The organism is Agathobaculum butyriciproducens, assembly GCA_003096535.1.
GTDB classification, from domain to species: Bacteria; Bacillota; Clostridia; order Oscillospirales; family Butyricicoccaceae; genus Agathobaculum; species Agathobaculum butyriciproducens.
Genome location: QEKJ01000003.1, coordinates 158,309 through 183,705 on the forward strand (window position 1 = coordinate 158,309; position 25,397 = coordinate 183,705).

At 55.2% G+C, this 25,397-nt stretch carries 24 protein-coding genes; 17 read left to right on the plus strand and 7 right to left on the minus strand.

The window, feature by feature from the left end:
- The first annotated feature begins 256 nt into the window (after positions 1-256).
- From thiD (C7386_RS04605) to C7386_RS04635, 7 genes are all read left to right on the plus strand, one after another.
- Positions 257-1,048, plus strand: coding sequence for a bifunctional hydroxymethylpyrimidine kinase/phosphomethylpyrimidine kinase (thiD, locus tag C7386_RS04605; protein WP_116704919.1), 792 nt, complete (start codon positions 257-259; stop codon positions 1,046-1,048).
- Between the two features lie 6 nt (positions 1,049-1,054).
- Positions 1,055-1,564, plus strand: a complete 510-nt coding sequence (gene thiW, locus C7386_RS04610) for an energy coupling factor transporter S component ThiW (RefSeq protein ID WP_116704920.1) — start codon at positions 1,055-1,057, stop codon at positions 1,562-1,564.
- On the plus strand, positions 1,561-2,388 hold the full coding sequence (gene thiM / locus C7386_RS04615) for a hydroxyethylthiazole kinase (protein ID WP_252197081.1): 828 nt from the start codon (positions 1,561-1,563) through the stop codon (positions 2,386-2,388). Before thiW ends, thiM begins: the two co-directional genes overlap by 4 nt.
- A 77-nt stretch (positions 2,389-2,465) precedes the next feature.
- Positions 2,466-3,134: a thiaminase II gene (gene tenA / locus C7386_RS04620; protein WP_110436810.1), complete on the plus strand. Its 669-nt coding sequence runs from the start codon at positions 2,466-2,468 to the stop codon at positions 3,132-3,134.
- A 3-nt stretch (positions 3,135-3,137) separates the two neighbouring features.
- Entirely contained in the window at positions 3,138-3,893 is a 756-nt protein-coding gene (locus C7386_RS04625) for an ABC transporter ATP-binding protein (protein ID WP_110436809.1), read from the plus strand.
- Positions 3,890-4,639, plus strand: a complete 750-nt coding sequence (locus C7386_RS04630) for an ABC transporter permease (RefSeq protein ID WP_110436808.1) — start codon at positions 3,890-3,892, stop codon at positions 4,637-4,639. Before C7386_RS04625 ends, C7386_RS04630 begins: the two co-directional genes overlap by 4 nt.
- Before the next feature lie 63 nt (positions 4,640-4,702).
- Positions 4,703-5,719, plus strand: coding sequence for an ABC transporter substrate-binding protein (locus tag C7386_RS04635; RefSeq protein WP_110436807.1), 1,017 nt, complete (start codon positions 4,703-4,705; stop codon positions 5,717-5,719).
- A 50-nt stretch (positions 5,720-5,769) separates the two neighbouring features.
- Here the strand turns inward: C7386_RS04635 and C7386_RS04640 are convergent, their stop codons facing one another.
- Positions 5,770-6,714 (minus strand): L-lactate dehydrogenase, encoded by a 945-nt coding sequence (locus C7386_RS04640; protein ID WP_110436806.1) that lies wholly within the window; start codon positions 6,712-6,714, stop codon positions 5,770-5,772.
- A 116-nt stretch (positions 6,715-6,830) separates the two neighbouring features.
- On the opposite strand from C7386_RS04640, the gene C7386_RS04645 reads away from it, so the two are divergent.
- From C7386_RS04645 to pyrB, 6 genes are all read left to right on the plus strand, one after another.
- Positions 6,831-8,084 carry an S-layer homology domain-containing protein gene (locus C7386_RS04645; RefSeq protein ID WP_165815462.1) on the plus strand — a complete coding sequence of 418 codons (1,254 nt, stop codon included), beginning with the start codon at positions 6,831-6,833 and terminating at the stop codon, positions 8,082-8,084.
- 51 nt (positions 8,085-8,135) lie between these two features.
- A complete protein-coding gene (locus C7386_RS04650; RefSeq protein WP_116704922.1) occupies positions 8,136-8,834 on the plus strand; it encodes an N-acetylmuramoyl-L-alanine amidase in 699 nt (232 codons plus the stop codon).
- Positions 8,835-8,844: 10 nt separating this feature from the next.
- Positions 8,845-10,200 (plus strand): DNA repair protein RadA, encoded by a 1,356-nt coding sequence (gene radA / locus C7386_RS04655; RefSeq protein ID WP_110436803.1) that lies wholly within the window; start codon positions 8,845-8,847, stop codon positions 10,198-10,200.
- A 61-nt stretch (positions 10,201-10,261) separates the two neighbouring features.
- The gene (locus C7386_RS04660) at positions 10,262-11,218 is read left to right on the plus strand and encodes an efflux RND transporter periplasmic adaptor subunit (protein ID WP_110436802.1); all 957 of its coding nucleotides are present in this window, start codon (positions 10,262-10,264) and stop codon (positions 11,216-11,218) included.
- Positions 11,215-12,387, plus strand: coding sequence for an ABC transporter permease (locus tag C7386_RS04665; RefSeq protein WP_110436801.1), 1,173 nt, complete (start codon positions 11,215-11,217; stop codon positions 12,385-12,387). Before C7386_RS04660 ends, C7386_RS04665 begins: the two co-directional genes overlap by 4 nt.
- 88 nt (positions 12,388-12,475) lie before the next feature.
- Positions 12,476-13,540: an aspartate carbamoyltransferase gene (gene pyrB, locus C7386_RS04670; protein WP_110436800.1), complete on the plus strand. Its 1,065-nt coding sequence runs from the start codon at positions 12,476-12,478 to the stop codon at positions 13,538-13,540.
- Positions 13,541-13,750: 210 nt separating this feature from the next.
- Here the strand turns inward: pyrB and C7386_RS04675 are convergent, their stop codons facing one another.
- Positions 13,751-14,851 carry a tyrosine recombinase XerC gene (locus tag C7386_RS04675; protein ID WP_318261185.1) on the minus strand — a complete coding sequence of 367 codons (1,101 nt, stop codon included), beginning with the start codon at positions 14,849-14,851 and terminating at the stop codon, positions 13,751-13,753.
- An 81-nt stretch (positions 14,852-14,932) separates the two neighbouring features.
- Between C7386_RS04675 and C7386_RS04680 the strand changes: the two genes are divergently transcribed.
- Together C7386_RS04680 and C7386_RS04685 are read left to right on the plus strand one after the other, a co-directional pair.
- On the plus strand, positions 14,933-15,457 hold the full coding sequence (locus tag C7386_RS04680) for an O-acetyl-ADP-ribose deacetylase (RefSeq protein WP_116704923.1): 525 nt from the start codon (positions 14,933-14,935) through the stop codon (positions 15,455-15,457).
- Positions 15,450-16,448, plus strand: a complete 999-nt coding sequence (locus tag C7386_RS04685; RefSeq protein WP_116704924.1) for a helix-turn-helix transcriptional regulator — start codon at positions 15,450-15,452, stop codon at positions 16,446-16,448. Before C7386_RS04680 ends, C7386_RS04685 begins: the two co-directional genes overlap by 8 nt.
- Positions 16,449-16,680: 232 nt before the next feature.
- Here C7386_RS04685 and C7386_RS04690 read toward each other — a convergent pair whose 3' ends face one another.
- The 3 genes from C7386_RS04690 to metF are packed head-to-tail and all read right to left on the minus strand — an operon-like array spanning position 16,681 to position 20,560.
- Complete coding sequence (locus C7386_RS04690) at positions 16,681-19,053, minus strand: homocysteine S-methyltransferase family protein (protein WP_116704925.1); 2,373 nt, start codon at positions 19,051-19,053, stop codon at positions 16,681-16,683.
- A gap of 5 nt (positions 19,054-19,058) precedes the next feature.
- Positions 19,059-19,703 carry a vitamin B12 dependent-methionine synthase activation domain-containing protein gene (locus tag C7386_RS04695; RefSeq protein WP_110436795.1) on the minus strand — a complete coding sequence of 215 codons (645 nt, stop codon included), beginning with the start codon at positions 19,701-19,703 and terminating at the stop codon, positions 19,059-19,061.
- Entirely contained in the window at positions 19,700-20,560 is an 861-nt protein-coding gene (metF, locus tag C7386_RS04700) for a methylenetetrahydrofolate reductase [NAD(P)H] (RefSeq protein WP_110436794.1), read from the minus strand. Before metF ends, C7386_RS04695 begins: the two co-directional genes overlap by 4 nt.
- A gap of 178 nt (positions 20,561-20,738) precedes the next feature.
- On the opposite strand from metF, the gene C7386_RS04705 reads away from it, so the two are divergent.
- Together C7386_RS04705 and thiD (C7386_RS04710) are read left to right on the plus strand one after the other, a co-directional pair.
- Complete coding sequence (locus C7386_RS04705) at positions 20,739-21,632, plus strand: radical SAM protein (protein WP_207655847.1); 894 nt, start codon at positions 20,739-20,741, stop codon at positions 21,630-21,632.
- A gap of 1 nt (position 21,633) precedes the next feature.
- Positions 21,634-22,431, plus strand: a complete 798-nt coding sequence (thiD, locus tag C7386_RS04710; protein WP_110436792.1) for a bifunctional hydroxymethylpyrimidine kinase/phosphomethylpyrimidine kinase — start codon at positions 21,634-21,636, stop codon at positions 22,429-22,431.
- A gap of 236 nt (positions 22,432-22,667) precedes the next feature.
- On the opposite strand, the gene hydF is transcribed toward thiD (C7386_RS04710), so the two are convergent.
- A complete protein-coding gene (hydF, locus tag C7386_RS04715) occupies positions 22,668-23,885 on the minus strand; it encodes a [FeFe] hydrogenase H-cluster maturation GTPase HydF (protein ID WP_110436791.1) in 1,218 nt (405 codons plus the stop codon).
- 12 nt (positions 23,886-23,897) lie between these two features.
- On the minus strand, positions 23,898-25,346 hold the full coding sequence (gene hydG, locus C7386_RS04720; RefSeq protein ID WP_110436790.1) for a [FeFe] hydrogenase H-cluster radical SAM maturase HydG: 1,449 nt from the start codon (positions 25,344-25,346) through the stop codon (positions 23,898-23,900).
- Positions 25,347-25,397 lie beyond the last annotated feature (51 nt).

Sequence of the window (25,397 nt, forward strand, 5' to 3'; positions counted from 1 at the left end):
GTATCAGATACAGCAAGATTCTATACTTGACAAATGCATTTTACACGGCTTATACTGATATTATATAAAAGACAAGCAAGGGTGCTGTGATGAGCGGCTGAGAGGGCGAGAAACCCAACCTTTTGAACCTGTTGGTTAATGCCATTGTAGGGAAGCTGTCGCATTGCTGGGATTGAGTGCTTCGGTTTTGCCGCAGGGTGAAAACGAGGCGTTTTTTATTTTCCCGGCAGCGATGATAAAATTGGAGGGAACAGGAATGAAAACAGTGCTTACCATTGCCGGTTCGGACTGCTCCGGTGGTGCAGGTGTACAGGCCGATCTGAAAACCATGGCGGCACACGGCGTGTTCGGCATGAGCGTTATCGTATCAGTCGTAGCGGAAAACACCGCACGCGTGATCGACATTCAGGACATCAGTCCCCGGATGATCGAGGAGCAGATTGACGCGGTGTTTGAAGACATCGTGCCGGATGCGGTTAAAATCGGCATGCTGTCCTCGCCGGAGTGCATGAAGGCGGTAGCCGGCAAGCTGGCACAGTACAAGCCGGCGCACATCGTGATTGATCCGGTGATGTTCGCCAAAAACGGTGATCCACTGATGGATCCGGCGTCTGTCGGCACACTTATTGAGACCGTGCTGCCGTTTGCTGAGGTGCTGACTCCGAACGTACCGGAGGCGCAGTATCTGGCAGATATGGAAATCCGCACGCCCGAGGACATGGAGGAGGCAGCACGCCGCATCTATGCCAAGGGCTGCAGGAACGTGCTCGTCAAGGGTGGCAAGAACATCGCAGGTGCGGTGGATGTACTATTTGACGGCGAGACCTGTCACCGCATTGAGATTGAGCAGATCAACACCACCAGCACGCACGGCACGGGCTGCACACTGTCCTCTGCGATCGCATCCAATCTGGCGCTTGGCCACAGCGTGCCCGAGGCGGTAAAGCTGTCTAAAGAGTACGTCACCGACGCTATCCGTCATGCACCCGGTCTGGGGCATGGCTGCGGTCCGCTTAATCATTTTTGCCGTATTTTTTCGGAGGAGTGAAAGACAATGAAAAAGAATTCTATCCGTAAACTGACCATTGCAGGCGTTCTCGTCGCAGTTGCAGTCGTTGGCAGCCTGTTTTCCATACCGGTGCTTGGCGCAAAGTGCTCGCCGGTGCAGCATATGGTAAATGTGCTCGGCGCCGTTCTGCTGGGCCCGTGGTACGCGCTCGGCATGGGCTTTGCAGCAGCACTGATTCGCAATGTGCTCGGCTTGGGAAGTCTGCTGGCATTCCCCGGCTCGATGATTGGTGCGCTGCTGTGCGGTCTGGCCTACAAGGCCTGCCCGAAGCTGCCGGTCGCTTACGTTGGTGAGGTATTCGGCACCGGCATTCTCGGCGGTCTGGCTTCCTACCCGATTGCCGCATTCGTGATGGGCAATACCAAGGCAGCTCTGTTCACCTTTGTGCCGTCCTTCCTCGTGTCCACTGCGGTAGGTGCGGCGATTTCGGTTCTGGTGCTGAGCGCCCTCAAGCGCACGCATGTTCTCAGCGCACTGGAAGGTGCTAAGCATTGATCGATACTATTAAAGCCGTTCTCGAAAACACGCAGAACCGCACACCGATGGTGCATTCCATCACCAATAATGTTACCATCAACGACTGCGCGAATATCATCCTTGCGGCAGGCGGCACGGCCATTATGGCGCAGGATGAGCGTGAGGTCGAGGAGATTACCTCGCACGCACAGGCACTTGTAATCAACATGGGCGCTGTCCGTGCACAGGAGGCCATGCTGCGTGCAGCCAAAATTGCAAAGCGCAACGGCCGTCCGGTCGTGCTCGATCCGGTAGCCGCCGGTGCCAGCACGCTCCGGCGTGAAATGTGTTCTCGCCTGTTGAGCGAAAATCTTGTTTCGGTCATTCGCGGCAATGCATCCGAGGTGCGGGCGCTCGCCGCAGGAGCCGAGCAGGAGACCGGCGTGGAAGCCAGTGCGCTCGACAGCGTGACCGAGGACAATTTACAGGAATCCGCAGCGTGGCTGCGGTCGTTCAGCCGCCGGACCGGAGCTGTCGTCATGCTCACCGGCGCGATGGATGTAATTACCGATGGAACCCGTACCGCAGTGGTACGCGGCGGCAGTGCGTATCTGCGGCGGATTACCGGCGCAGGCTGTATGCTCACCTCACTGACCGGCGTGTACTGCGGTGCGAATCCAGATATATTGTTAGAAGCCGCAGTCACTGCATCGGAGGTGATGAAGCATTGCGGAGAAACAGCCGAGGCGCGTGTGCGTAAAGAGATGGAGGGCACCGCTTCCTTTCGTACGCGCCTGATCGACGCAGTAAGTCTGCTGAATGCGGACGAACTGACGACGAACCTCTGTTTGCAGATTCTGTAAGCAGAAAAATGCTGCCGGCAGAATTTTGCCGTCAGTCTTAGGAAAATCATCAACATACTTTCATTGGGGGTACCACCTTGAACAACAAAACCACCGAAAGACTGCTTGCCGCAACGCAGGACATCTGGGAAGGCTATTTGAACCATCCGTTTGTCCACGGTATTGCCGACGGCAGCCTCGACATTCAAAAATTTCGTTTTTATCTTCTGCAGGATTATGTTTACCTGTTTGATTACGCAAAGGTGTTCGCGCAGGGCGTTGTCAAGTCCCGCGATCCCGAGATCATGCGTGTATTCGCAACCTCGGTGGCGAATATTCTCGGCGGTGAGATGAACATTCACCGCGGCTACATGAACCGTCTCGGCATCACCGAGGAGGACGCAGAGCGCGTCAAGCCATCGCTGAATAACGAGTCTTACACATCCTACATGCGCGCTGTTGCAGCCGAGGAAGGTCCGGCGGAGATTATGGCGGCTGTGCTTTCGTGTGCACTCAGCTATGAATACATCGCCAAGTGGATCGTCGCCAACTACCCGAACGCCGATCAGCATGAGTTCTACGGTGAATGGGTGCAGGGCTACGCATCCGAGGACTATGCGGCAGAAAACCGCAAGCTGGTCGCTTATATGGAGCGTCTGAGTGAGGGCTATACCGAGTCGCAGCTTGCGCGTCTGACCGATATTTTCGTCGCGTGCTCGCGCTACGAGAGCATGTTCTGGGACATGGCCTGGAACGAGGCGATGTAAGCTATGCTGGAGTTTCAGAGCGTCGTTTTTCAGTACGACAGTGAGGATTTTAACATCATTGACGGTCTGTCCTTCCATCTTGAGAAGGGAGAATTTGTGTCGGTCATCGGGCCGTCCGGCTGCGGCAAATCCACGATTTTCCGCCTGACCAACCAGCTTCTGCCGCGCAGGAGCGGCGAGATTCTGGTAGACGGCAAGAGCATTGACGGACGGCGCGGCTACTGCGGCTACATGCCGCAGCGCGACCTGCTGTTTCCGTGGCGCACGGTGAACGAAAACCTGCGTCTGCCGATGGAGATTCGCGGCGGCATTTCCCGCGCGGAGATGGACAAGCGTGCAGCGGAAACGCTCGAGCACGTCGGTTTGGCTGGCTGGGGCGACAAGCGCCCGGAGGAGCTTTCCGGCGGCATGCGTCAGCGTGCGGCATTCGCGCGTACGCTGCTGACCGGCTCGGAACTGCTGCTGCTCGATGAACCTTTTTCCGCGCTCGACTTTCTCACGCGCATCACTATGCAGGAGTGGTTGCTCGACCAATGGGAGCAGGACAGCAAGACCGTCCTGTTCATCACTCACGATGTAGAGGAGGCTATTTTCCTGTCCGGCCGTGTTCTGGTCGTGGAGGATACACCAATCCGCAAGCTGCACTCGTTTGAGGTGCCTGCACCGTATCCGCGCACGCGTGCGTGCCTGACCGACCCGAAGATGCTTGAGTTGAGAGAAAATCTGATTTCTCTGCTCAGAAAAGAGGTGCAGGCATGAAAAAGAATGCAAATCTGCCCGCACTGATCTTTATGTTCGCGCTGCTCATCGTCTGGCAGTGCATAGCCATGGGCATGAATGCGGCCTACATTCTGCCGTCGCCGACACAGGTGCTTGTGCGCCTGTGGGAGCTGCGCAAACCGCTGTTCACCGCACATCTGCCGGCCACCATGCTGTGTACCGGAGTCGGCCTTGCGATCTCGATCGCGCTCGGTCTGCTGCTCGCCATCGTAATGGACGCGAGTCCGTCGGCGGAGAAAATGCTGTACCCGCTCATCGTCGCTTCACAGACCATTCCGACAACCGCACTTGCGCCGCTGTTTGTGCTCTGGTTCGGCTACACGATCTGGAGCAAGGTGCTCGTCACCGTGCTCATCACGTTCTTCCCGATCGCGATGACCGTATTTGACGGCTTCCGCTCGGCGAAGACCGATATGGTCGATATGCTCAAGACCTTCGGCGCAGGCAAGAAGGAAATTTTCCTCAAGCTGAAGATTCCGGCAGCGCTGCCGTACTTTTTCTCGGCGCTCAAAATGGCGATCCCGATGTCGATCATCGGAGCTGCGATCGGCGAGTGGCTGGGCGCACAGGCGGGTCTCGGCTATTTCAGCCGCCGCATGATGACGCAGCTGGACGGCGCCGGCGTGTTTGCACCGATCGTACTGCTGAGCGTGGTTGCGATGATCGCAGTAGGCATTGTAAGCTGGCTGGAAAAGAAAATTATCACCTGGCGCAGCAGCTTATAACCTTGATAACACAATTTTAAGAAAAAGCGAAATTTTTGTTCTAACATAAGGAGAAAATCATATATGAAAAAGCGTATTCTTGCACTTCTGGCAGCAGGCACCATGCTGCTGACCGGCTGCGGCGCACAGAACGCCGCACAGTCTGATGCGGCAAAAAGCGGCAGCGATGATCTGCAGCACCTGACCGTTGTGCTCGACTGGTATCCGAATGCCCTGCATGCATTCCTGTACGAAGCGCAGGAGAAGGGTTACTTCGCAGAGGAAGGCCTGGATGTGGATATCCAGTCTCCGGCAGGCGTAAACGATGCCATGAGCATGGTTGCCGCCGGCAAGGCAGACATTGGTCTGTATTATCAGCAGGATGTCATTCAGGCTCGTGCTGAGCAGGATGTGCCGATTAAGTCCATCGGTGCAGTGGTTCAGGGTCCGCTGAACATCATCCTGTCGCTCAAGGACAAGAACATCACTACGCCGAAGGATCTGGAGGGCAAGACTGTCGGCTACGCGGGCACCGAGCTTTCCGAGGCACTGGTCCGCAGCATCATGCAGTCCAACGGTGCCGATCCGAACAGCGTGAACATGGTTGACGTTGGCTTCGACCTGATGAGCTCGATGACCACCGGCAACGTCGATGCAACCATCGGCTGTCTGGTCAACCACGAGGTACCGCAGATGGAGAAGGAAGGCTTCGAGGTCAATTACTTCTTCCCGGATGATTACGGTGTGCCGAAGTATTACGAAGGTATTTTCCTCGCAAGCGATGATATGATTGCGAACAATTCCGATACGCTGAAGGGCTTCCTGCGCGCTTGCAGCAAGGGCTTTGAGGACTTCAAGAGCAACACCGACGATGTTCTGCAGGTTCTGCTCGACAATCAGGATGAGGCAAACTTTGCACTCGACCCGGATGTAGAGAAGAAGTCCTGTGAGACGCTGCTGCCGCTCATGGAGACCGAGGACGCGAAGTTCCTCTCTCAGACCGAGCAGTGCTGGCAGGAAAATATTGACTGGATGTACGATCAGGGCCTGATCGCAGAGAAGCCGGATGTTTCCGACGTTATGGTAAACCTCGACTTCTAAAAATACGCATATAGAACAGGGGACAGAGCATTGGCTCTGTCCCTTTTGTATTATCCGTCCAGCTTGTCGATCATCTCGCGCATTGTGTTCGCAGAACGCTGCAGCTGTGCCAGTTCTTCCTCGGAGAGCGGCATATCCAGCACAGCTTCCGCGCCGTTTCGTCCGACAATAGTCGGCACACCCAGACAGATACCGTCCACGCCGTAGTGTCCGTAAATCATCGAAGTGACCGGCAGCACGGAATGTTCATTGCGTACAATGGCCTCCGCGATACGCCGCACCGCCATGCCAATACCGTAATAGGTTGCGCCTTTGCTGTCGATAATCTGATACGCTGCATCGCGCACATGCTCGTAAATGCGGGAAAGCTCATCTGCCGGCTTGGTGATGCCGGCAATGCGGCAGTAATCGTCCAGATCGGCACCGGAGATATTAGCGCTCGACCATACCGCCAGCTCGCTGTCGCCGTGCTCGCCAATGATGAACGCATGCACGTTGCGGCTGTCCACGCCAAGCCGCTGTCCGAGCAGATACTTGAGCCGCGCGGTATCCAGCACGGTACCGGAACCGAGTACACGTCCGGCAGGGAAGCCGCTCAGCTGCTGCGCCAGACAGGTCAGCACATCGACCGGATTGGACACAACCAGCAGAATCGCCTCACGATTGACTGCCGTAAGCTGTGCGATGACGGAGGACAGGATGCCTTTATTTCGTCCGAGCAGCTCCAAACGGCTTTCGCCGGGCTTCTGGTTTGCGCCTGCCGCAATGATGATAAGACCGCATTCGGCGAGGTCAGCATAGTCTCCGGCCATGACGCGGCACGGCTTGCTGAACGCCACACCATGATTGATGTCCGCAGCTTCACCGATAGCCTTGTCGCGGTTCATATCCACGAGTACCAGATCGGAGAACAATCCGGAAACCGCCAATGTGTATGCGCAGGTCGCGCCGACAAAGCCCACGCCGATCACGCCGCATTTTTGAATATTCGTCATATTGGATACACTCCTTCTGCGAGTAGTATATCCGTTTTGTTGTTGGAAAACACATGGCTTTGTGCTATACTTATACTGTATTTTTACAGGCAATATCAGTTCAGGAGGATAGAACTATGAATAAATGGTTACGCGCTGTCTGCGTCGGCGCGGCTACCGCTGCCATGCTGACCGCTTCGGCCTTTGCGGCAAATTATACGAATTGTGCAGATTCACTGCACGAAATGGGGCTGTTTCAGGGCACGCAGAACGGCTATGACCTCGACCGCACGCCGACCAGGGCGGAAGCGGCTGTCATGCTGGTGCGTCTGCTCGGCAAGGAGGATGAGGCCAAGGCGCTGACGTATACTGCACCGTTTACCGATCTCAAGGGATGGGAAAAGCCGTATGTGCAGTATCTGTACAGCAACGGTCTGGCGAATGGCACGAACCGGACGACCTTCAATCCGACCGGCAAGTGCACCGCGCAGATGTACGCGGTGTTCCTGCTGCGTGCGCTCGGCTACTCGGATACGGCGGATTTCAGCTATGCGAACGCGATAGAGACTGCTCGTGAGCAGGGTATTTACGACACCGGTATCATCAACGTACAGAATTTCCTGCGCGACGATGCTGCAGCGGCAAGCTACACGGTGCTGTCCGTTTCGCCGAAGAACAGTGAAGGCACGCTGCTCGATCAGCTTGTCAGCGAAAACGCGATAACCGAAGCGGACGCGAAGCGGTATCAGAGCCTGTTTTCAAGCTATGCACAGTACCGCGAGGCAACCGCCGGTATGGATGCTCTGCTGCATTACTCGGTCAACAGCGAGTTTGCGTCTCCGGCGGCTGTGACCCATGACGGCAGGACGGTCATGCAGGTGCAGACGAGCGAGACCACCGTGTTCGACCGCGAGAAGAACGAACTGCTCACCGACCGCAAAATGACGCTTTCCGCGCCGAATACATCGGATAAGCAGCTGCTGACGCAGAGTTATCTGTCGGACGGTGCGTTGTACCACAAGCTGAACGGATCGTGGTCGGCAGAGCTGGTGACTGCCGCTGAGCAGGAGGGCCTTGCCGCGATGTATGGCCGCGTACCGCTGGTATGTGTCGATTCGCTGAGTCAGCGTGCAGGCAGCTGGACCATTATCTGTGCCGATACGCCGAACGCGTACACCGAACTGCTCTGGTCGGTCGAAAGTGCAATGGGCGATTTAGACGAAGCCGTTCGGCTGCAGCCGACCACGGTAACGCAGTCGGTCAGCGGCGGTACGATTCGCAGGCAGAGTGTTTCCGCAGCCTTCACGCTGGACGGCATGACGGCAGAGCCTGTTATCATCAGCACACTGGACAAAACCGGTGCAGATGCTGTGCTGAACGCGCTCAAGTAAACGCATAAGTTCCGCCTTTTTCGCATATTTGTGTGATACGGAGGTGCGGAGATGGAGAGACGGCTGAAATGCGGCGTTTGCGCCGCGGCGGCACTGGCGCTGGTGCTGTGCTTTAGCATGGAGCAGAAAACCCGTGCAATGCAGACGGCAGGGAACGCTCAAACCACGCTCGTCATTGATGCCGGACACGGCGGCTTCGACGGCGGCGCGGTCGGCGCGGATGGAACCGCCGAGCAAGATATCAATTTGAGCATTGCAAAACGGGTGCAAGTGCTGGCGAATTTCTTCGGTGTGCCGACTGCTATGACGCGGCCGGATGAAAATGCACTTGATTACAATCCTTCCCGCACGGTGCGAGAGAACAAAATCGCAGATATCAAGGCACGGGAAAAGCTGGTAAACAGCATTCCGTCACCGGTGTTCCTGAGCATTCACCTGAATAAATTCAGCGACGCGCAGTACCACGGCGCCCAGGTGTTTTACTCGACAGGGAATGTGCAGGGCAAGCCGCTGGCCGAGCAGATACAGCAGTGCCTGATTGACGGCTGCGACCCATTGAATCATCGCAAGGCTGAACAGGCAGACAGCGCCATCTATCTGATGAAAAAGCTGGACTGCCCGGCGGTTATTATCGAATGCGGCTTTCTGTCCAATCCGGCCGAAGAAGCGCGGCTGCGGGACGAAGCCTATCACAAACAACTTGCTGCCGCCGTGATCTGCGGATATTTACGCAGCCAGAGCGGTATGTAACGGAGGAAATATGAAGCAAAAGACAGTTTTTCTGTGCGGTGACTGCGGATATGAAAGTCCGAAATGGTACGGCAAATGTCCGTCCTGCGGCGCATGGAACACCATGAGCGAATTCAAGGAGAAGCCGGTTTCGGCGGCACGCGGCACGAATACATTTCAGCGCGGCGAATCGCGGCCGACTCTGCTCAAGGATATTGATACCGGAGACGAAAGCCGGTTCCATTCTGGAATCGGTGAACTCGACCGCGTTCTCGGCGGCGGCGCTGTACACGGCTCGTTTGTGCTGGTCGGCGGTGAGCCGGGCATCGGCAAATCCACGCTGCTGCTGCAAATGTGTCAGGAAATGTGCAAAAATGCCCGCGTGCTCTATGTTTCGGGCGAGGAATCGCTCAAGCAGATCAAAATTCGTGCGGCACGCCTGCACATTTCTTCACCCGAGCTGTACATCCTTGCCGAGACCGACATGGAGCAGATCATCAACGAAACCGAGCTGCTCGAGCCGGATATTCTAATCGTGGACTCTATCCAGACGGTCTATAAGCGCGATTTAACTGCCGCTCCCGGCGGTACGACCCAGATCAAGGAATGCGCGATGAGTCTGATGCAGTACGCGAAGAATCGCAACGTGACGATTTTTATTGTTGGTCATGTCAACAAAGAGGGTACGCTGGCAGGCCCAAAAATCCTTGAGCACATGGTGGACTGCGTGCTGTATTTCGAAGGGGAATCCGCAGGTCCGTTCCGCTGTCTGCGTGCGGCGAAAAACCGCTACGGCTCAACCAATGAAATCGGCGTGTTTGAAATGAGCGATCACGGTTTGCTCGAGGTGCAGAATCCGTCTGCGGCTATGCTGGCCGGTCATCCGCAGGGTGCGTCCGGCAACTGCATTGCCTGCGTGATGGAGGGCAGCCGTCCTCTGCTCGCCGAGGTGCAGGCACTTGCTGCGAAAACGCAGTTTGGTGTGCCGCGCCGCACCGCTGCCGGCGTGGACTACAATCGCATGGTGCTGCTGCTCGCCATTCTGGAAAAACGCTGCGGGCTGTTTCTGTCGTCGAGCGATGTGTATGTCAACGTCGTCGGCGGCATGCGGCTGGACGAGCCTGCTGTGGATTTGCCGATGGTGCTGGCAATCGCATCCAGCTTTCGGGACAAGCCGCTGCCGGAAGGCGTCATGAGCTTCGGCGAGGTCGGCCTGACCGGCGAGCTGCGTGCGGTGTCCAATCCGGGACAGCGTATCAATGAGGCATACCGCCTTGGTTTCCACACCTGCATCATGCCTATGCAGGATGTGGACGAGGACCTGCTGCAGAAAATGAATATCGTGCGTGCGAAAACCGTTGGTGACGCGATTCGTGCCGTATTGTAAGCATAATTTTCACCTCCTCTCCGCAGACTAAACTCAGTTTGCGTCAGGGGAGGTTTTGCATTTGGAGAATAAGATCCGCGCGGTGCTGCTTACGACGGCAGCTGTGCTGACGGCAATGCTGTTCTGGTCGTGGAAGCACCGTCCGCCGGAGGCGGTTTTGGTACGCACAGTGGCCGCCGAAACGCAGGATATCTACAATAGTGTGACGATTTTCGGTACGGTCGAGTCCGCAGAGAGCACAGCGGTTTGTCCGGCGAAAAATGGTGTAGTAAGTGCAGTGTATGCCGCAACAGGCGACACCGTGCAGAAGGGTGATATTCTGTGCACGCTGACTGACATCGGCAGATCGCAAACAGCTGCGGATTACTGGCAGACCGCACAGAGCGTGTTTGCAATTTCCGGCACGGTGAACACTGTCACTGCCGAGGACGCTCACGCGCTGTATGCGCCGATGGACGGTACTGTGCTGACTGTTCCGCAGGCGGGCGAGAGTGTATCGGCCGATATGCCGTGCATACAAATTGCGAATCCGGATAAGCTGCGCGTGCGTGCGCAGTCTCCCGAGCTATATGCAGGAGAGCTTGCTGTCGGGCAGCGCGCTAACATCACATTTTCGGCAGTGGACGGCACCTTTCACGCCGGATTAACCGCAATTGCTCCTGCGGCTGTGAAAACCTTTAGTCTGACAAACGAAGATGCCGAAGCAACCGTTGAGGTGCTGCTTGATTTGAACGGCTCAACCGAAAATCTGCGCCCCGGATATTCCGCGACCGTTAAGGTATTCACAGACCATCGAGACGGTGCTGCGGTTGTACCATATGAAGCAATTTGCCAGCGCGGAGAACAAGAGTTTGTATTCTGCGTGCAGGACGGCCATGCCGTGCAGTGCGCGGTACAGACCGGCTATCTGCTCGAGGATACGGTTGAAATTATAGACGGCTTGCCGACAGGTGTATCGGTCATTCTGTCGCCGCCCGATGAATTGACTGACGGTGATCCGGTGGAGGTACAGACATGAGACTGCGGGATATTCTGTCACTGGCGGCGCATAATCTGCGGGAAAGTCCGCTGCGGACGGCACTTTGCGCGCTTTCTGTTGCGGTTGGAAGCGGTGCACTGCTGCTTATCCTTTCCATTGGTCTGTATGGGCGAAAACAGGTGGACGTCGGTTTGCAGACACTCGGCGTCAGCGGTTTATCGGTGTACACGGAAAGCGGACACGCGGGAACGATACTCTCGGCAGCACTGGCGGATGAGATAGAGCAGGATGTGGACGGCATTCGCACGCTGATGCCGATCAAGGCGCAGAGCGGCACCGTGCGCGTCGGACACACAACTGAGCACGCGGTACTTCTCGGTGCAGACGAACGGCTCGGTGAAGTCATGCAAATGGAGATGCTGGCAGGTACACTGCCGAACGCATGGCAGTGTGCAAACGCTGAGCCAGTTGCCGTGGTCGGCGATGATCTGGCACAGACGCTGTACAGACGGACAAATATCACCGGACGGCAGATTCGGCTAAAGGTAAACGGCACCGACCGGTATTTCACGGTGTGCGGTGTTGTGCGGGCACAGACGGGGGCATTCGGCGGAATGCTGTCGGCGGTTGCACCGCATCTGGTCTATGTGCCGTATGCGTGTATCGCGTCGCAAACCGAACGCACGGATCAAGTGTTTGTGCAGTGCATTTCGCAGACAGATACTGCTTCGGTCAGCTCTCAGATCGAAAAGTACCTGACCGATCGACAGCAGGTGCGCGGCGTGCATGTACAGAATATGTCGGGTGCGGTGCAGACCGTACAGCAGCTTGCCGAAATGGGAATCGGCCTGTTTGCCGCCGTCGGTACGGTGACACTGTTTGTCGCGCTCATCGGTGTGATGGGAAGCATGCTGGCTGCCGCTCACGAGAAAACAGGGGAGATCGGCATTCTGCTGGCGCTCGGCGCACAGCCGCATGATATTCGCCGGACATTTCTCCTGCAGGCTGTGCTGCTGTGCCTGTTCGGCGGAATCGTCGGTCTGGCAGCCGCAGGTGCGCTCCTGCACTTCGGAGCAGCACTGCTCCTGCCGGAAGGCCGTGTGTTTGCCGGATTGCTGATACTTTCCACACTCAGCGGAGCCGCTGCCGGACTGCTCCCGGCGGTTCGTGCGGCCGCTCTCAATCCAATCGACGCAATATGCAAATAACTCTTTTCTTTCGCCTTTATTTGTGCTATCATTAACAGTGACAAATAACGAATAGGGCGACTGTACCGTAGAAAGGGATGGAGTTTGCATGCGCCATATTATTGATTTATGTGATTTAACGGAAAAAGAATTTTCCGATCTGTACAAGTTGGTCAGCAATATTATCGACCGACCGGAGGGTTATGTAGATGCCTGCCGCGGCAAGGTGCTGGGCAGCCTGTTTTATGAACCTTCTACCCGTACCAACCTGTCGTTTTCCACCGCGATGATGAGACTGGGCGGCAGTGTTGTCGGTTTTTCTGATCCGAACGCCACTTCTGCGTCTAAGGGCGAAACACTCAAGGATACTATTAACATGGTATCCAGCTATGCGGATATGATCGTCATGCGCAACCCGCGAGAGGGCGCAGCCAAGGTAGCTTCATTGTACTCGTCTGTGCCTGTCATCAATGCCGGCGACGGCGGTCATCTGCACCCGACCCAGACACTTGCCGATATGATTACCATTCTGCGTATGCGCGGCTCTGCTGACGATATGAAGATTGGTCTGTGCGGTGATTTGAAGTACGGCCGTACCGTGCATTCTCTGCTGCATTTTCTGCAGCGGTATCATAATGTACAGTTTTACCTGATCGCACCTGATGCACTCAAGCTGCCGGACTATATGGTAAAATTCCTGAAAGACAACAATATGCCGTTCTGCGAGGTAGACAGCATTGATGAAGTTCTGCCCGAGCTGGATGTGCTGTACATGACTCGCATTCAGCGCGAGCGCTTTGTCACGGCAGAGGAGTACGCAAACCTTGAAGGCAATTATCAGCTGACAGCTGAGAAGATGAAGCGCGCCAAGAAGGACATGCTGGTACTTCATCCGCTGCCGCGTGTTGATGAGATTGCACAGGACGTGGATGATGATCCGCGTGCGGTCTACTTCCGCCAGGCGCGGTTCGGCATGTTCGGCCGTATGGCACTGCTGTTGACGCTGTCCAAGCTGCCGTTCGAGCGTGCCGGTCATCATGAAATCGGTGCAGATCCCGGCATCCGCTGCTCCAACCACAAGTGCATTACGCGAAGCGAGCTGTATGTACCGCTGCACGGCAAGGTCGGTGACCGCTGTCCGTACTGCGATGCCGCGCTGGAGATGCAGCTGTAATAAAAAAAGAGTCTGTTGCAGAACAGGTCCGCAAAGAACGCAGGGACGAAAAGTCGCATAAGGCATTTCGTCCCTGCGTTTGTTTTCAAAAATGGGTGGTTTGGTCTTGTTTCACACCTAATCATAAAGCAAAAAGACGAGTAAGCAATCCCTTTCAGGGAAACTTACCCGTCTTTTCTTACGCACTATTTTGCAGCGCGCCCTTTTATATTACTTATCGCTGTTTTTCGGCTGTTTTACAGGCACACGCTCACCGTTCGGCCGGATTTCCGCCAGCGGATTCCTTGCCGCAGCTTCGCGCATGTTTTCATTCTCGATGTGGGTGTAGATCATGGTCGTATCCACACTCGAGTGACCAAGAATGCTTTGCAGTGTGCGGATATCCACGCCGTTCTGGTACATGAGCGTTGCCGCTGTGTGACGCAGCTTGTGCGCAGAGTATTTTTTGGGGTCGAGTCCGGCTTGACCGATATATTTCTTTACCAGCCACTTGACCGTCTGTACGTTAATACGGTTGCGCTTTTTGCTGACAAACAGCGCGTCCGCGTCCTGCTCGTTCGGCTCCAGGCGTTTGGGCAGATACTGTTCGAGCGCGGCAAGACACGCATCATTGAGAAATACCGTCCTCTGCTTGCCGCCCTTACCGAGCACGCGCACGGTATCGTCCTTGAAGTCGGTCAGATTCAGTCCGACCAGTTCGGAAACACGCATGCCGCAGTTAAGGAAAAACGTCAGGATGCAGTAATCTCGCTCGGCATACGGGCCGGTGACGGATTCCAGAAGCCGCACGCTGTCGTCCGTTGTAAGATAAGTCGGCAGAGATTTACGGACAGTCGGCGCTTCCAGGCCGCTGACCGGATTGACCTCTAAAACATGCTGTTTATCGGTCAAATACCGGAAAAATGCGCGTATCGCAGAGACCTTGCGTGCACGCGAGTTGACACTCAATCCGTAATTGGTGTGGTTGCTGTTCTGCTGCGTTGGGCGGCTCTGCGCCATGTATTCCAGATAATCATAGGTGTCCGACAGCGTGATATCACGGATAAAATCCAGATCAATGTCGCTGATGTCGATCTCATCAAGCGGAAGATTTTTATCGACTGCGCCTTTGTTGTGCTTGAGTACGCGAAAAAACAGCCGCAGATCAAGATAATACTCGTGTGCGGTTTTTGCAGATTTGCCGCGTATTGTGGAAATATAGGTTAAAAAATCCCGCAAAACGCGCGGTGCGTCTGCGGCGTATTCGTTCATCGGCTTGTCCATTGCTGCGCTCTCCTCGCCTGCTGTGATGCTGTATTTATTATAACGCATTCTGCAATTTGCGTCAAACTTGCAATTTCCGGAAAAACAACGTATAATAAAGCCAACAACTTAATGGAAGGGGCATGGCTGATGAGCCGAATTTCTATTCAGCGCGGAGATATTACTCAATGCACGACCGATGCGATCGTAAACGCTGCCAACACGTCCCTGCTGGGCGGCGGTGGTGTGGACGGTGCCATTCATCGAGCGGCAGGACCGGAGCTGCTGGCGGAATGCCGCACGCTCGGCGGCTGTCGGACCGGCGAAGCCAAAGCAACACGAGCATACCGTCTGCCATGTCGGTATGTTATTCATACGCCGGGACCGATCTGGCGCGGCGGACATGCGGGTGAGGCGGTACTGCTGGCAGGCTGCTATCAAAACTGCCTGCGCATTGCATCTGAATTAAATTGCAAAACCGTGGCGTTTCCGTCCATCAGCACCGGTGTGTATCGCTTTCCGCTGAATCGTGCCGCTGAAATCGCTATCCGTACGATTGAGGAATATCTTTCAACTCATGCAGAAATTGAGCAGGTAAGCATGATCTGCTTTGATGGAACCACGCTTTCGGCGTATCAAAACGCGCTTTCTGAACGGGAGGCTAACCATGTCTAAAAATCCGAATCAAAAGCTGAAGCTGCTGTATTTATACCAAATCCTGCTGCAGCGAACGGATGAGAACCATAAACTCACCACAGATGAACTGCGTGCGGCGCTCGAGCGCTGCGGCATTACCGCTGAGCGCAAAAGCATTTATTCGGACATCGAAGCACTCCAGAATTTTGGTCTGGATGTAATTTGTCAGAGAGGTACCGGCGGCGGCTATTACGTCGCGTCACGCGAATTTGAACTGCCTGAGCTCAAGCTGCTCGTGGATGCAATCCAGTGCTCCCGCTTTATCACCGAGAAAAAGTCCAACGAGCTCATCGGCAAAATCGAGCACCTCACCAGTGACCATGAAGCACATACGCTCCAGCGTCAGGTGTATGTTTCCGAACGGGTGAAAACGCTTAATGAGCAGATTTACTACAATATTGATGCGCTGCATGCGGCCATATCCAACGATGTCCAGATTACGTTTCACTATTTCAACTGGGTGCTGAATTTCTCTGCCAGTCCGCGCATTCAAAAGCAGTACCGCCGAGATGGTGCGCGCTACCGCGTCAGTCCGTGGGCGCTGACGTGGGACAATGAAAATTACTATCTGATTGCCTTCGATCACGATGCCGGTGAAATCCGCCACTACCGCGTAGATAAGATGGATTCACTTGTGCAGACCGACCTGCCTCGTGAGGGTAAACAGCTGTTCGACGATCGGTTTGACGCGGCAGCCTACTCCCGTAAGGTGTTCGGCATGTTCTCCGGCGAGGAGAAAACCGTGCAGCTGAAATGCCTGAACCGCTTTATCGGTGTCATGCTCGACCGCTTCGGCAGCAGTCTGCGTCTGTTTCCGGCGGATAACGAACATTTTTATCTGGATGTGGATGTTGTCGTCAGTCCGCAGTTTTTTTCCTGGGTGTTCAGTCTGGAAGGCGATGTACGCATTGTAAACCCGCCGGAGGTCTGCGAAGCGTTTGAAAAGCAGATTCACAAATTCATAGACTAAGTACCGTTTAACGTACTTTCCTTTTGTTATACTATGTACAACAAAAGGAAAGGGGATGCGCAAGATGAACTGCACTCTCGAATATGTAAACGGACACATTGAAGTATATGACGGAACCGGCGCGTTTCTTTTCTCTGCCGACACCAAACAGGAGGCGCTCGAAGAACTCGAAGACGCCGCTTAATTTCATAAAAAAGAGACTGTATCGGTGATACAGTCTCTTTTCCTTATCTTATACGCCAAATACGGAATCCGCATAATGCACGGTTGCCATAGCGTCCTTCGCGTAGCAGTCCGCGCCGATGGAATCTGCGTATTCCTGCGTAAGCACGGCACCGCCGACAACGACCTTGGTGCCCGGTTTTTTCTCACGCAGCTGCTTAATGGTCTCTTCCATGCTGACAACCGTCGTCGTCATCAGTGCACTCAGGCCGACCACCGGAACATCTTCCTTGATGGCGGTATCAACGATCACCTCGGGCGGAACGTCCTTGCCGAGATCAAGCACCTGATATGCGTAGTTTTCCAGCAAAACCTTGACAATATTCTTGCCGATATCGTGAATATCTCCCTTGACGGTCGCAAGAATAATTTTGCCCTTGATCTGTTGGCTCTCACCCTTCATCGCGTCCTTTACGACTTCGAAAGCCGCCTTGGCCGCTTCTGCGCTCATGAGCAGCTGCGGCAGGAATACGGTGCCCTTCTCGAAGCCCTTGCCGACGCGGTCAAGCGCAGGAATCAGCTCGTTATTGACGACCTCGAGCGGTGGAACCGTCTGCAGCATTTCCTTTGCCGCGTCGATAGCGCGCTCGCGCAGGCCGCGTTCAATGCTCTCCGCAAGCGGCATCGCCGTGCTGCCTGCTGCCGCAGGAGTCGCTGCTGCCGGCTGGTTGCCGTAGGCCGCAATATAGCCTGCGCACTGCTCATCCAGGTTGGCCAGCGCCAGATAGGAACGATACGATTTCATCATCGCCTCGTTATTCGGGTTGATGATCGCGCAGGACAGACCGCTCTGCATCGCCATTGTGAAGAAGTTCGAGTTGACAATCTCACGCTGCGGCAGACCGAACGAAATGTTCGATACGCCGAGAATCGAGTGACCGTGCAGCTCATCACGAATGCGGCGCAGCGTTTCAAGCGTTACGAGAGCCGAACCGCTGTCCGACGAAATGGTCATTGCCAGACCGTCAATCACGATATCCTCATGCGGAATACCGTATTTCTCCGCTGTATCGTAAATCTTCCTTGCAATCCGGATGCGGCCCTCTGCTGTGGACGGAATGCCGTTTTCATCCAGTGCCAGACCAACAACAACACCGCCGTACTTACGTACAAGTGGGAACACAGCTTCCATGCTCTCCATCTTGCCGCTGACCGAATTGATCATCGGCTTGCCGTTGTACAGGCGCATGCCGCGCTCCATTGCGGTGGTATCCGAGGTGTCAATCTGCAGCGGCAGCGCGATAACACTCTGCAGGCGCGTAACAACGCGCTCCATCATCACGGGTTCGTCGATTTCAGGCAGACCGACGTTGACATCAAGAATATGTGCGCCGCTGTCCTCCTGCGCCATGCCTTCACCGAGGATGTACTCGATGTTATTCTCGCGCAGAGCTGCCTTGAATTTGCTCTTGCCGGTCGGGTTGATACGCTCACCAATGATAACCGGCTTCGGCCCGATCTCCACGGCCTGCGAGAACGAGGAGACCACCGTGCGGCGCTTGGCTACCGGCGGTCGGAACGGCACCTTGCGGCACTTTTCGATGGTCAGCCGCAGATGCTCCGGTGTAGTGCCGCAGCAGCCGCCAAGCGCCTGCACGCCCATGCCTGCGATTTCTTCCATCAGGTCGGAGAACTCAGCAGGCGCGATATCGAATACCGTCTTGCCGTTTTCGCTGCGCGGCAGACCGGCATTCGGGTTGACGATGATTGGCAGTGAACTTATCTGCGTCAGTCGTTCGATGATCGGATGCATCTGCTTCGGTCCCAGACCGCAGTTAACGCCGAGCGCGTCTACGCGCAAGCCCTCGAGCATGGCAACCGTGGAATCCACCGTGCCGCCTGTCAGCAGCTTGCCTTTTTCGTCGAAAATCAGCGTTACGAGCACAGGCAGATCACAGTTTTCCTTGGCAGCCAGCACAGCCGCCTTAGCCTCGTAGCTGTCGCTCATGGTCTCAATGAGCACGAGGTCCGCACCGGCTTTCGCGCCGATACGGATGGTTTCGCCGAACAGCTCGACCGCACGCTCGAACGGCAGATCGCCCATCGGCTGCAGCAGCTTGCCGGTTGGGCCAATATCGAGCGCAATATAGGCATCCTCTCGGCCTGCCTGCTGACGCGCGGTTTTTGCATGCGAAACTGCAGCTTGTACGATTTCCTGCAGGTTATCCGGATATTTAAGGGCATTTGCACCGAAAGTGTTGGTGTTCACCACATCACAGCCGGCTTCAAAGTAGCTGCGGTTCAGCGCAATAATCTCATCCGGATGGGACAGATTCCACGTTTCCGGCAGTTCACCGGCTTTTAAGCCATGCTCCTGCAGGATGGTGCCCATGCCGCCATCGAAAAATATCCATTCTTTTCCCAGTCGTTCGGTCAGTTTCATTCTTTTCATCTCCTGTAAGCGCAATCCGTCTTGCCGCATTCCTCACAGCCCTTGCGGTGACACGGCTGCGGTGTTTCAGACAGACCGATCACCGCCGTTACCGACTTGATAGGTGCCAGCAGACAGCTTTCGGTCACGGTCAAGCCAATCTTGCGCGGCGTATCCAGCAGGCGGCTGAAATCCCGCTGGTGTGCGATCGGAAAATCACCGTAACCGGGACTGAACCGCGGTCGACAGTACATGCCGCGCTGAGCGGCTTCCTGCCGGATGCGTTCGTTGACCTCGTCGCAATAGGTCTCGACCATAGCCGCTGCCGCCGCCTGATAGATCACTGCGTCGCTCATCCGAACTGCAGACGCGCGGGCAATCAGGCGATCCGGCCCAATACCGAGTGTTGCTGCCATCAGACAGACCTCGCTGCAGCCCTGCAGATTGCGTGCCAGATTTTTGCTGTGAATTTGTACATCTGCGATCTCGAGCGTTTGCGCGTCAATATGCTGCAGCGGAAACACGCGGTAGATCGACTTGGGTTCCGCCGCCTGCTGCAGTGCTTCACCGCATCGTGTCAGGCTGGCCTGCACAGCCTCATCCGGCTGCGTGCCGTGATAACCCATGTAGCGGATGGCTTCCGATCTGTCCAGTTCAATCACTTGAGAATCTCCGACAGGCTGGACTGAATACCTGCGGCAATTTCCGGCTTATTCATCGAGTAAACATGGATATGGTTGACGCCGTTTGCAATCAGGTCGATGATCTGCTCGGTCGCGTAGATAACGCCTGCCTGCTTCATAGCCGCCGGATTGTCACCGAAACGGTCAACGATGGCCTTGAAGCGTTCGGGCAGGTAGGTGCCGGACATGGAAGTGATACGCTTGATCTGCTTGACATTCGTCACCGGCATAATGCCTGCAACAACCGGAACCGTAATGCCCTTTTCTCGGATACGGTACAGGAAGTTGTACATGATGTTGTTATCAAAGAACATCTGCGTGGTCAGAAATTCACAGCCTGCGTCTACTTTTTCCTTGAGGTGCAGAATATCCTCGGTTTTATTGGCTGCCTCAACGTGACCCTCCGGGTAGCAAGCGCCGCCAACGCAGAAATCGCCCTGCGACTTGATATCGCGTACCAGTTCAGCGGCATAGTGGTAGTCAGAATGCGGAGCACCGCCCTCCGGAATATCACCGCGCAGCGCAAGAATATTCTCGATACCGGCATCCTTATACTTTTTTACCATCGCTGCAACGTGCTCACGGGTAGAGGAAACACAGGTCAGATGGGTCAGAACGGTAACATCATACTTCTTCTTGAGATCTGCCGCGATGTTAACCGTGTGTTCGCTCGTGCCGCCGCCTGCACCGTATGTAACGCTCATAAAGTCCGGACGCAGCGCCGCAATCTCCTGTGTTGCGTGTGCGACAGACTCATAGCTGCTGCTGGTCTTGGGCGGGAATACCTCAAAAGAAAGGGTTACTTTATCCTGATTCAAAAGTTGAGAAACCTTCATGTTGCATCTCCTATGTTTCTACTCGTATTTCTGTTTAATAAAAAAGACACGATTTTGATCCGCGTGAAAATTCTATACGTTCCAAAGCCGTAGTGTTTATTATATCACATTTCTCTACTTTATTTCCAGACAAAAATACGATATAATATAACGTATCGGAGGGATTATTTTGACCGATATGCTTAAGAACTGTCAGCTGTGTCCGCGCGCCTGCGGCGCAGACCGCACAAAGAGCCGCGGAGCCTGCGGTGCAGGCATCGAAATCGAAGCTACACGCGCATCGCTTCATATGTGGGAGGAGCCGCCGATTTCGGGTACAAATGGCTCGGGCACGGTGTTTTTCTCTCATTGCTCGCTCGGCTGTGTGTTCTGCCAAAACCGCAAGATCAGCCGCAGAGAGGCCGAGGGACAGAACATTACGGCAGATGCACTGGCGAAAACCTTTCTCTCTCTGGAGAAAAAAGGTGCGCATAACATCAACCTTGTTACCGGTGCCCATTATGTGCCGCAAATTATCGAAGCGCTGCAAATTGCCCGAAAACAGGGGCTTTCGCTTCCTGTTGTATACAATTCCAGCGGATATGAGCAGGTGGAAACGCTGCAGCTGCTCGATGGTCACATTGACATCTATCTGCCGGATTACAAGTATTACAGCAGCTACTATGCAGGTCTGTACTCGCATGCGGAGGATTATCGTGAGTTCGCCGTTCCGGCTATTGATGAAATGGTGCGCCAGACAGGTGCACCGCAGTTTGATAAAAATGGTCTGCTGAAGCGCGGCACCGTCATCCGGCATTTGATGCTGCCCGGACTGGCCGGCGACACAGCGCAGGTGCTTCGGGATATTGCCTCTCGATGGGGCGACAGCGTGCTTGTCAGCCTTATGCGGCAGTACACGCCGTTTGATATGCAGGATTATCCCGAGCTTGACCGCACTATCACCGCAGAGGAGTACGCAGATGCCTGTACGCTGTTCGGTGAGCTTGGACTCGGCGGTTTTTTTCAGCAGGACGAATCCATCAGCGAGAGTTTTATTCCCGCCTTTGACGGCACAGGATTGGAGGAAAATTAACATGAAAACCGTTCTCAGCATTGCAGGCACCGACCCGACAGGCGGCGCAGGTATTCAGACCGACCTGAAAACCTTTGAAGCCTTCGGCGTGTATGGCATGGCCGTTATCACTGTCGTATGTGCACAAAATACCACTGGTGTATTCGGTATGCAGCCGGTTTCCGCTGAACTGGTTGGCAAACAGATTGACTGTGTGTTTGACGATATTTTCCCGGATGCCGTCAAGGTCGGCATGCTGTATGACGCAGAGATTATTCACACAGTAGCGGAGCGCTTGAAGGCGTACCACGCCAAGAATATCGTACTCGACCCGGTAATGATGTCCTCAAGCGGTACCGCGCTGCTGCATCACGATGCGGCAAAGGTTCTGCAGGAGGAGCTGTTCCCACTGTGCACTCTGGTAACGCCTAATCTGCATGAGGCAGCCGCTGTCTGCAGCCATAAAATCACCAATCGTGAAGATATGGAGCAGGCGGCCCGCGAGATCGTCGGCAAGACCGGCGGTGCCGTTCTGGTCAAGGGTGGTCATCTGGCAGACTGCGCAGATGATCTGCTGTTTGACGGCACAGGAATGCACTGGCTTCCCGCGCCGCGTATTGACAACCCGAACACGCACGGTACCGGCTGCACGCTATCCAGTGCAATCGCATGCGGACTGGCACAGGGCGTGTCGCTCGTCGACAGCGTCAAGCGGGCCAAGCGGTATCTGACCGCCTGCATTGACTTCAGGCTGAATCTTGGTCACGGTTCCGGTCCGCTGCAGCACCGCATTGCGGATTGGGAGAACTGGCATGCGTGAACTGCGGTGCATTCCCGACGCAGGCCAAGCATTTCAATTTTTCAAAATGTAAGCAGGAAAAAGTGCAAAGAATACAGGGGCAAAAGGCTGAAGAAAGCTTCTTGTCCCTGCACTCATTTACACTGCACCGGTGTTGTTTCATACCTTAATCCAAAGCAAAAAGACGAGTAAGCAAACCCCATTCGGAGAAACTTACTCGTCTTTTCTTGCGCGCTGTTTTCAGCGCGCCCCATGTTTTATCCGTTTGCGGTGCTGCTCCATGCCTGATGCAGATCAGGGAACGGAGCAAGCGCACGATCAAGAATGCCGTGCATATGAGCGATGGCAATGCCATAGTTGGTCATCGGCACATTCCGCTCGGCGCTGTGCCGCAGACGATACTGCATTTCCCGCTCGTTCAGCATGCAGCCGCCGCAGTGCACGACAAGTGCGTACTTGCTCACGTCCTCAGGAAACTCATTACCCGCGGTAAACGAGAACTGCACATCTTTGCCGGTAAATCTGCGAATCCAGTTCGGCAGTTTTTCCGTGCCGATATCGCCGCACTGGCGGTGATGCGTGCAGCCTTCGGAGATGAGCACAGTATCGCCATCCTGCAAAGAATTCAGCTGTGCAGCACCGAGAATCGCCTGCCGCAGATTGCCTTTGTATCGGGCAAACAGGATGGAGAACGAGGTCAGCTGGACATTTTTCGGCACCAGCTTGTCCACAATGCCGAACGCCTGCGAGTCCGTGATAACCAGCCGCGGCGGCTCACGCAGGGATTCCAGCGTGCGGGTCAGCTCGGTTTCGCGGGTGACAAGCGAAATTGCGCCTGCTTCCAGAATATCGCGGATGGTCTGCTGCTGCGGCAGGATCAGCCGGCCTTTCGGTGCGGCTGAGTCGATCGGCACGACCAGTACGACTGTGTCATTCGGCGCAAGCAGGTCAGCGACCAGACGTTTTTCCGGCTCAGTCGGCTTGACGGCTCGTGCGATCAGTTCCTTGAGTTCACGGATATTGCTGTCGGCTGCTGCGCTGACGTAAATCTCGTTTTCCGGCATGGCGGCAGGAACCGAAGTCAAATCCGCCTTGTTGTGCGCGATGACAAACGGAATCTCCCGCTTGCGGAACAGCTCGATAAGCTCCTGCTCGGCAGGCTGCAAACCGCGCGTGCTGTCCGTGACAAGAACCGCAATATCCGTCTTTTCCAGCACGCGGAGCGCCCGGCGAACACGTTCCTCACCGAGCGTGCCCTCATCATCAATGCCCGGCGTGTCGATGATAACCACCGGACCGATAGGGAGCAGTTCCATCGCCTTCTGCACCGGATCGGTGGTCGTGCCCTTGACATCGGAAACAATGGACAGTGTTTGTCCGGTCACGCGGTTTACCACGCTGGATTTGCCCGCATTGCGCAGACCGAAAAAGCCGATGTGTACGCGCTCGCCGGAGGGCTGTGCGTTCAGTCCCATAGGAAACCCTCCTTAGAAGCGGAAATCACGGCGGTTGGAGCTGCAGATATCCTTGATATGCTCGGCTGCAATTTCGCGCACCTTATCGCGCGGGATTTTTTTAAGTTCCTCCTGAATCAGCTCCATGCCGACCCGCTTGGTGTCTTCGCTGGCGTAATCGACCAGATACTCGGCAAGCGTCATCAGTGCATTCGGGTGGCAGCAGTTGAGGATCTGGCCGCTCTTGCACAGACTCATAAAGCGGTCGCCGGTGCGGCCCTCGCGGTAGCAGGCGGTGCAGAACGACGGAATAAACCCAAGCTGCATGAGCCAGTGAACAACCTCATCGAGCGAGCGCTGATCGGATACATCAAACTGCTCAGAGTCGTGCGGACGCTCCTCTTCCTCATAGCCGCCGACCGAGGTACGGGAAGCACCGCTGATCTGCGAAATACCCAGACCAAGCGCCCGCTCGCGCACCTGCTGGCTCTCGCGGGTGGAGATGATCATGCCGGTGTACGGCACGGCAATGCGGATGCACGCGATAACCTTTGCGAACAGCTCGTCACTCAGGCCGTTGTCGAATACATCCGGGTCAATATCATCCGCGCGCTTGATACGCGGCACGCTGATAGTATGCGGGCCAACGCCGTGTACAGCCTCCAGATGCTCGGCGTGCATGAGCAGACCGGCGAACTCGTATTTGTACATCTCCAGACCGAACAGAACACCCAGACCAACGTCGTCGATACCGCCGTCCATCGCACGATCCATTGCTTCGGTGTGGTAGTCGTAATCGTGCTTCGGACCTGCCGGGTGCAGCTTGAGGTAGCTCTGCTTGTGGTAGGTCTCCTGAAACAGAATGTAAGTGCCGATGCCTGCGTCCTTCAGCTTGCGGTAGTTCTCGACTGTGGTCGCTGCAATGTTGACGTTAACACGTCGAATCGCACCGTTTTTATGCTTGATGGAGTAAATGGTGTTGATGCACTCGAGAATGTACTCAATCGGGTTGTTGACCGGGTCCTCACCAGCCTCAATGGCAAGACGCTTGTGACCCATATCCTGCAGCGCGATAACCTCGCGGGCGACCTCTTCCTGCGTCAGCTTTTTGCGGGTGATATGGCGGTTTTTCGCGTGATACGGACAGTAAACACAGCCGTTTACGCAGTAATTCGACAGATACAGCGGCGCAAACATAACAATACGGTTGCCGTAGAACGCCAGCTTGATCTCCTCGGCCAGCTGATACATCTCCTCGATCTTTTCGGGAATATCGCAGGCCAGCAGCACGGAGGCTTCGCGATGCGTCAGACCGGCACAGTGTACGCCGGTGGCGGTCTTCTGCGGACGGGCCTTTTCCAGAATGCTGTCGATCAGCTCGATGTTGTGCTTGTTCTCCTCGGCGTATTTCAGCGTTTCAAGGATTTCCTCATGGTTGATAAACTCCTCTGCATGGAGTGATTTCGGGTTGTACTGAGCCATTTTTTCGTTTTCCTTTCTTATCTTGCGGTCAGAAGATTACTCTTTCCGTCA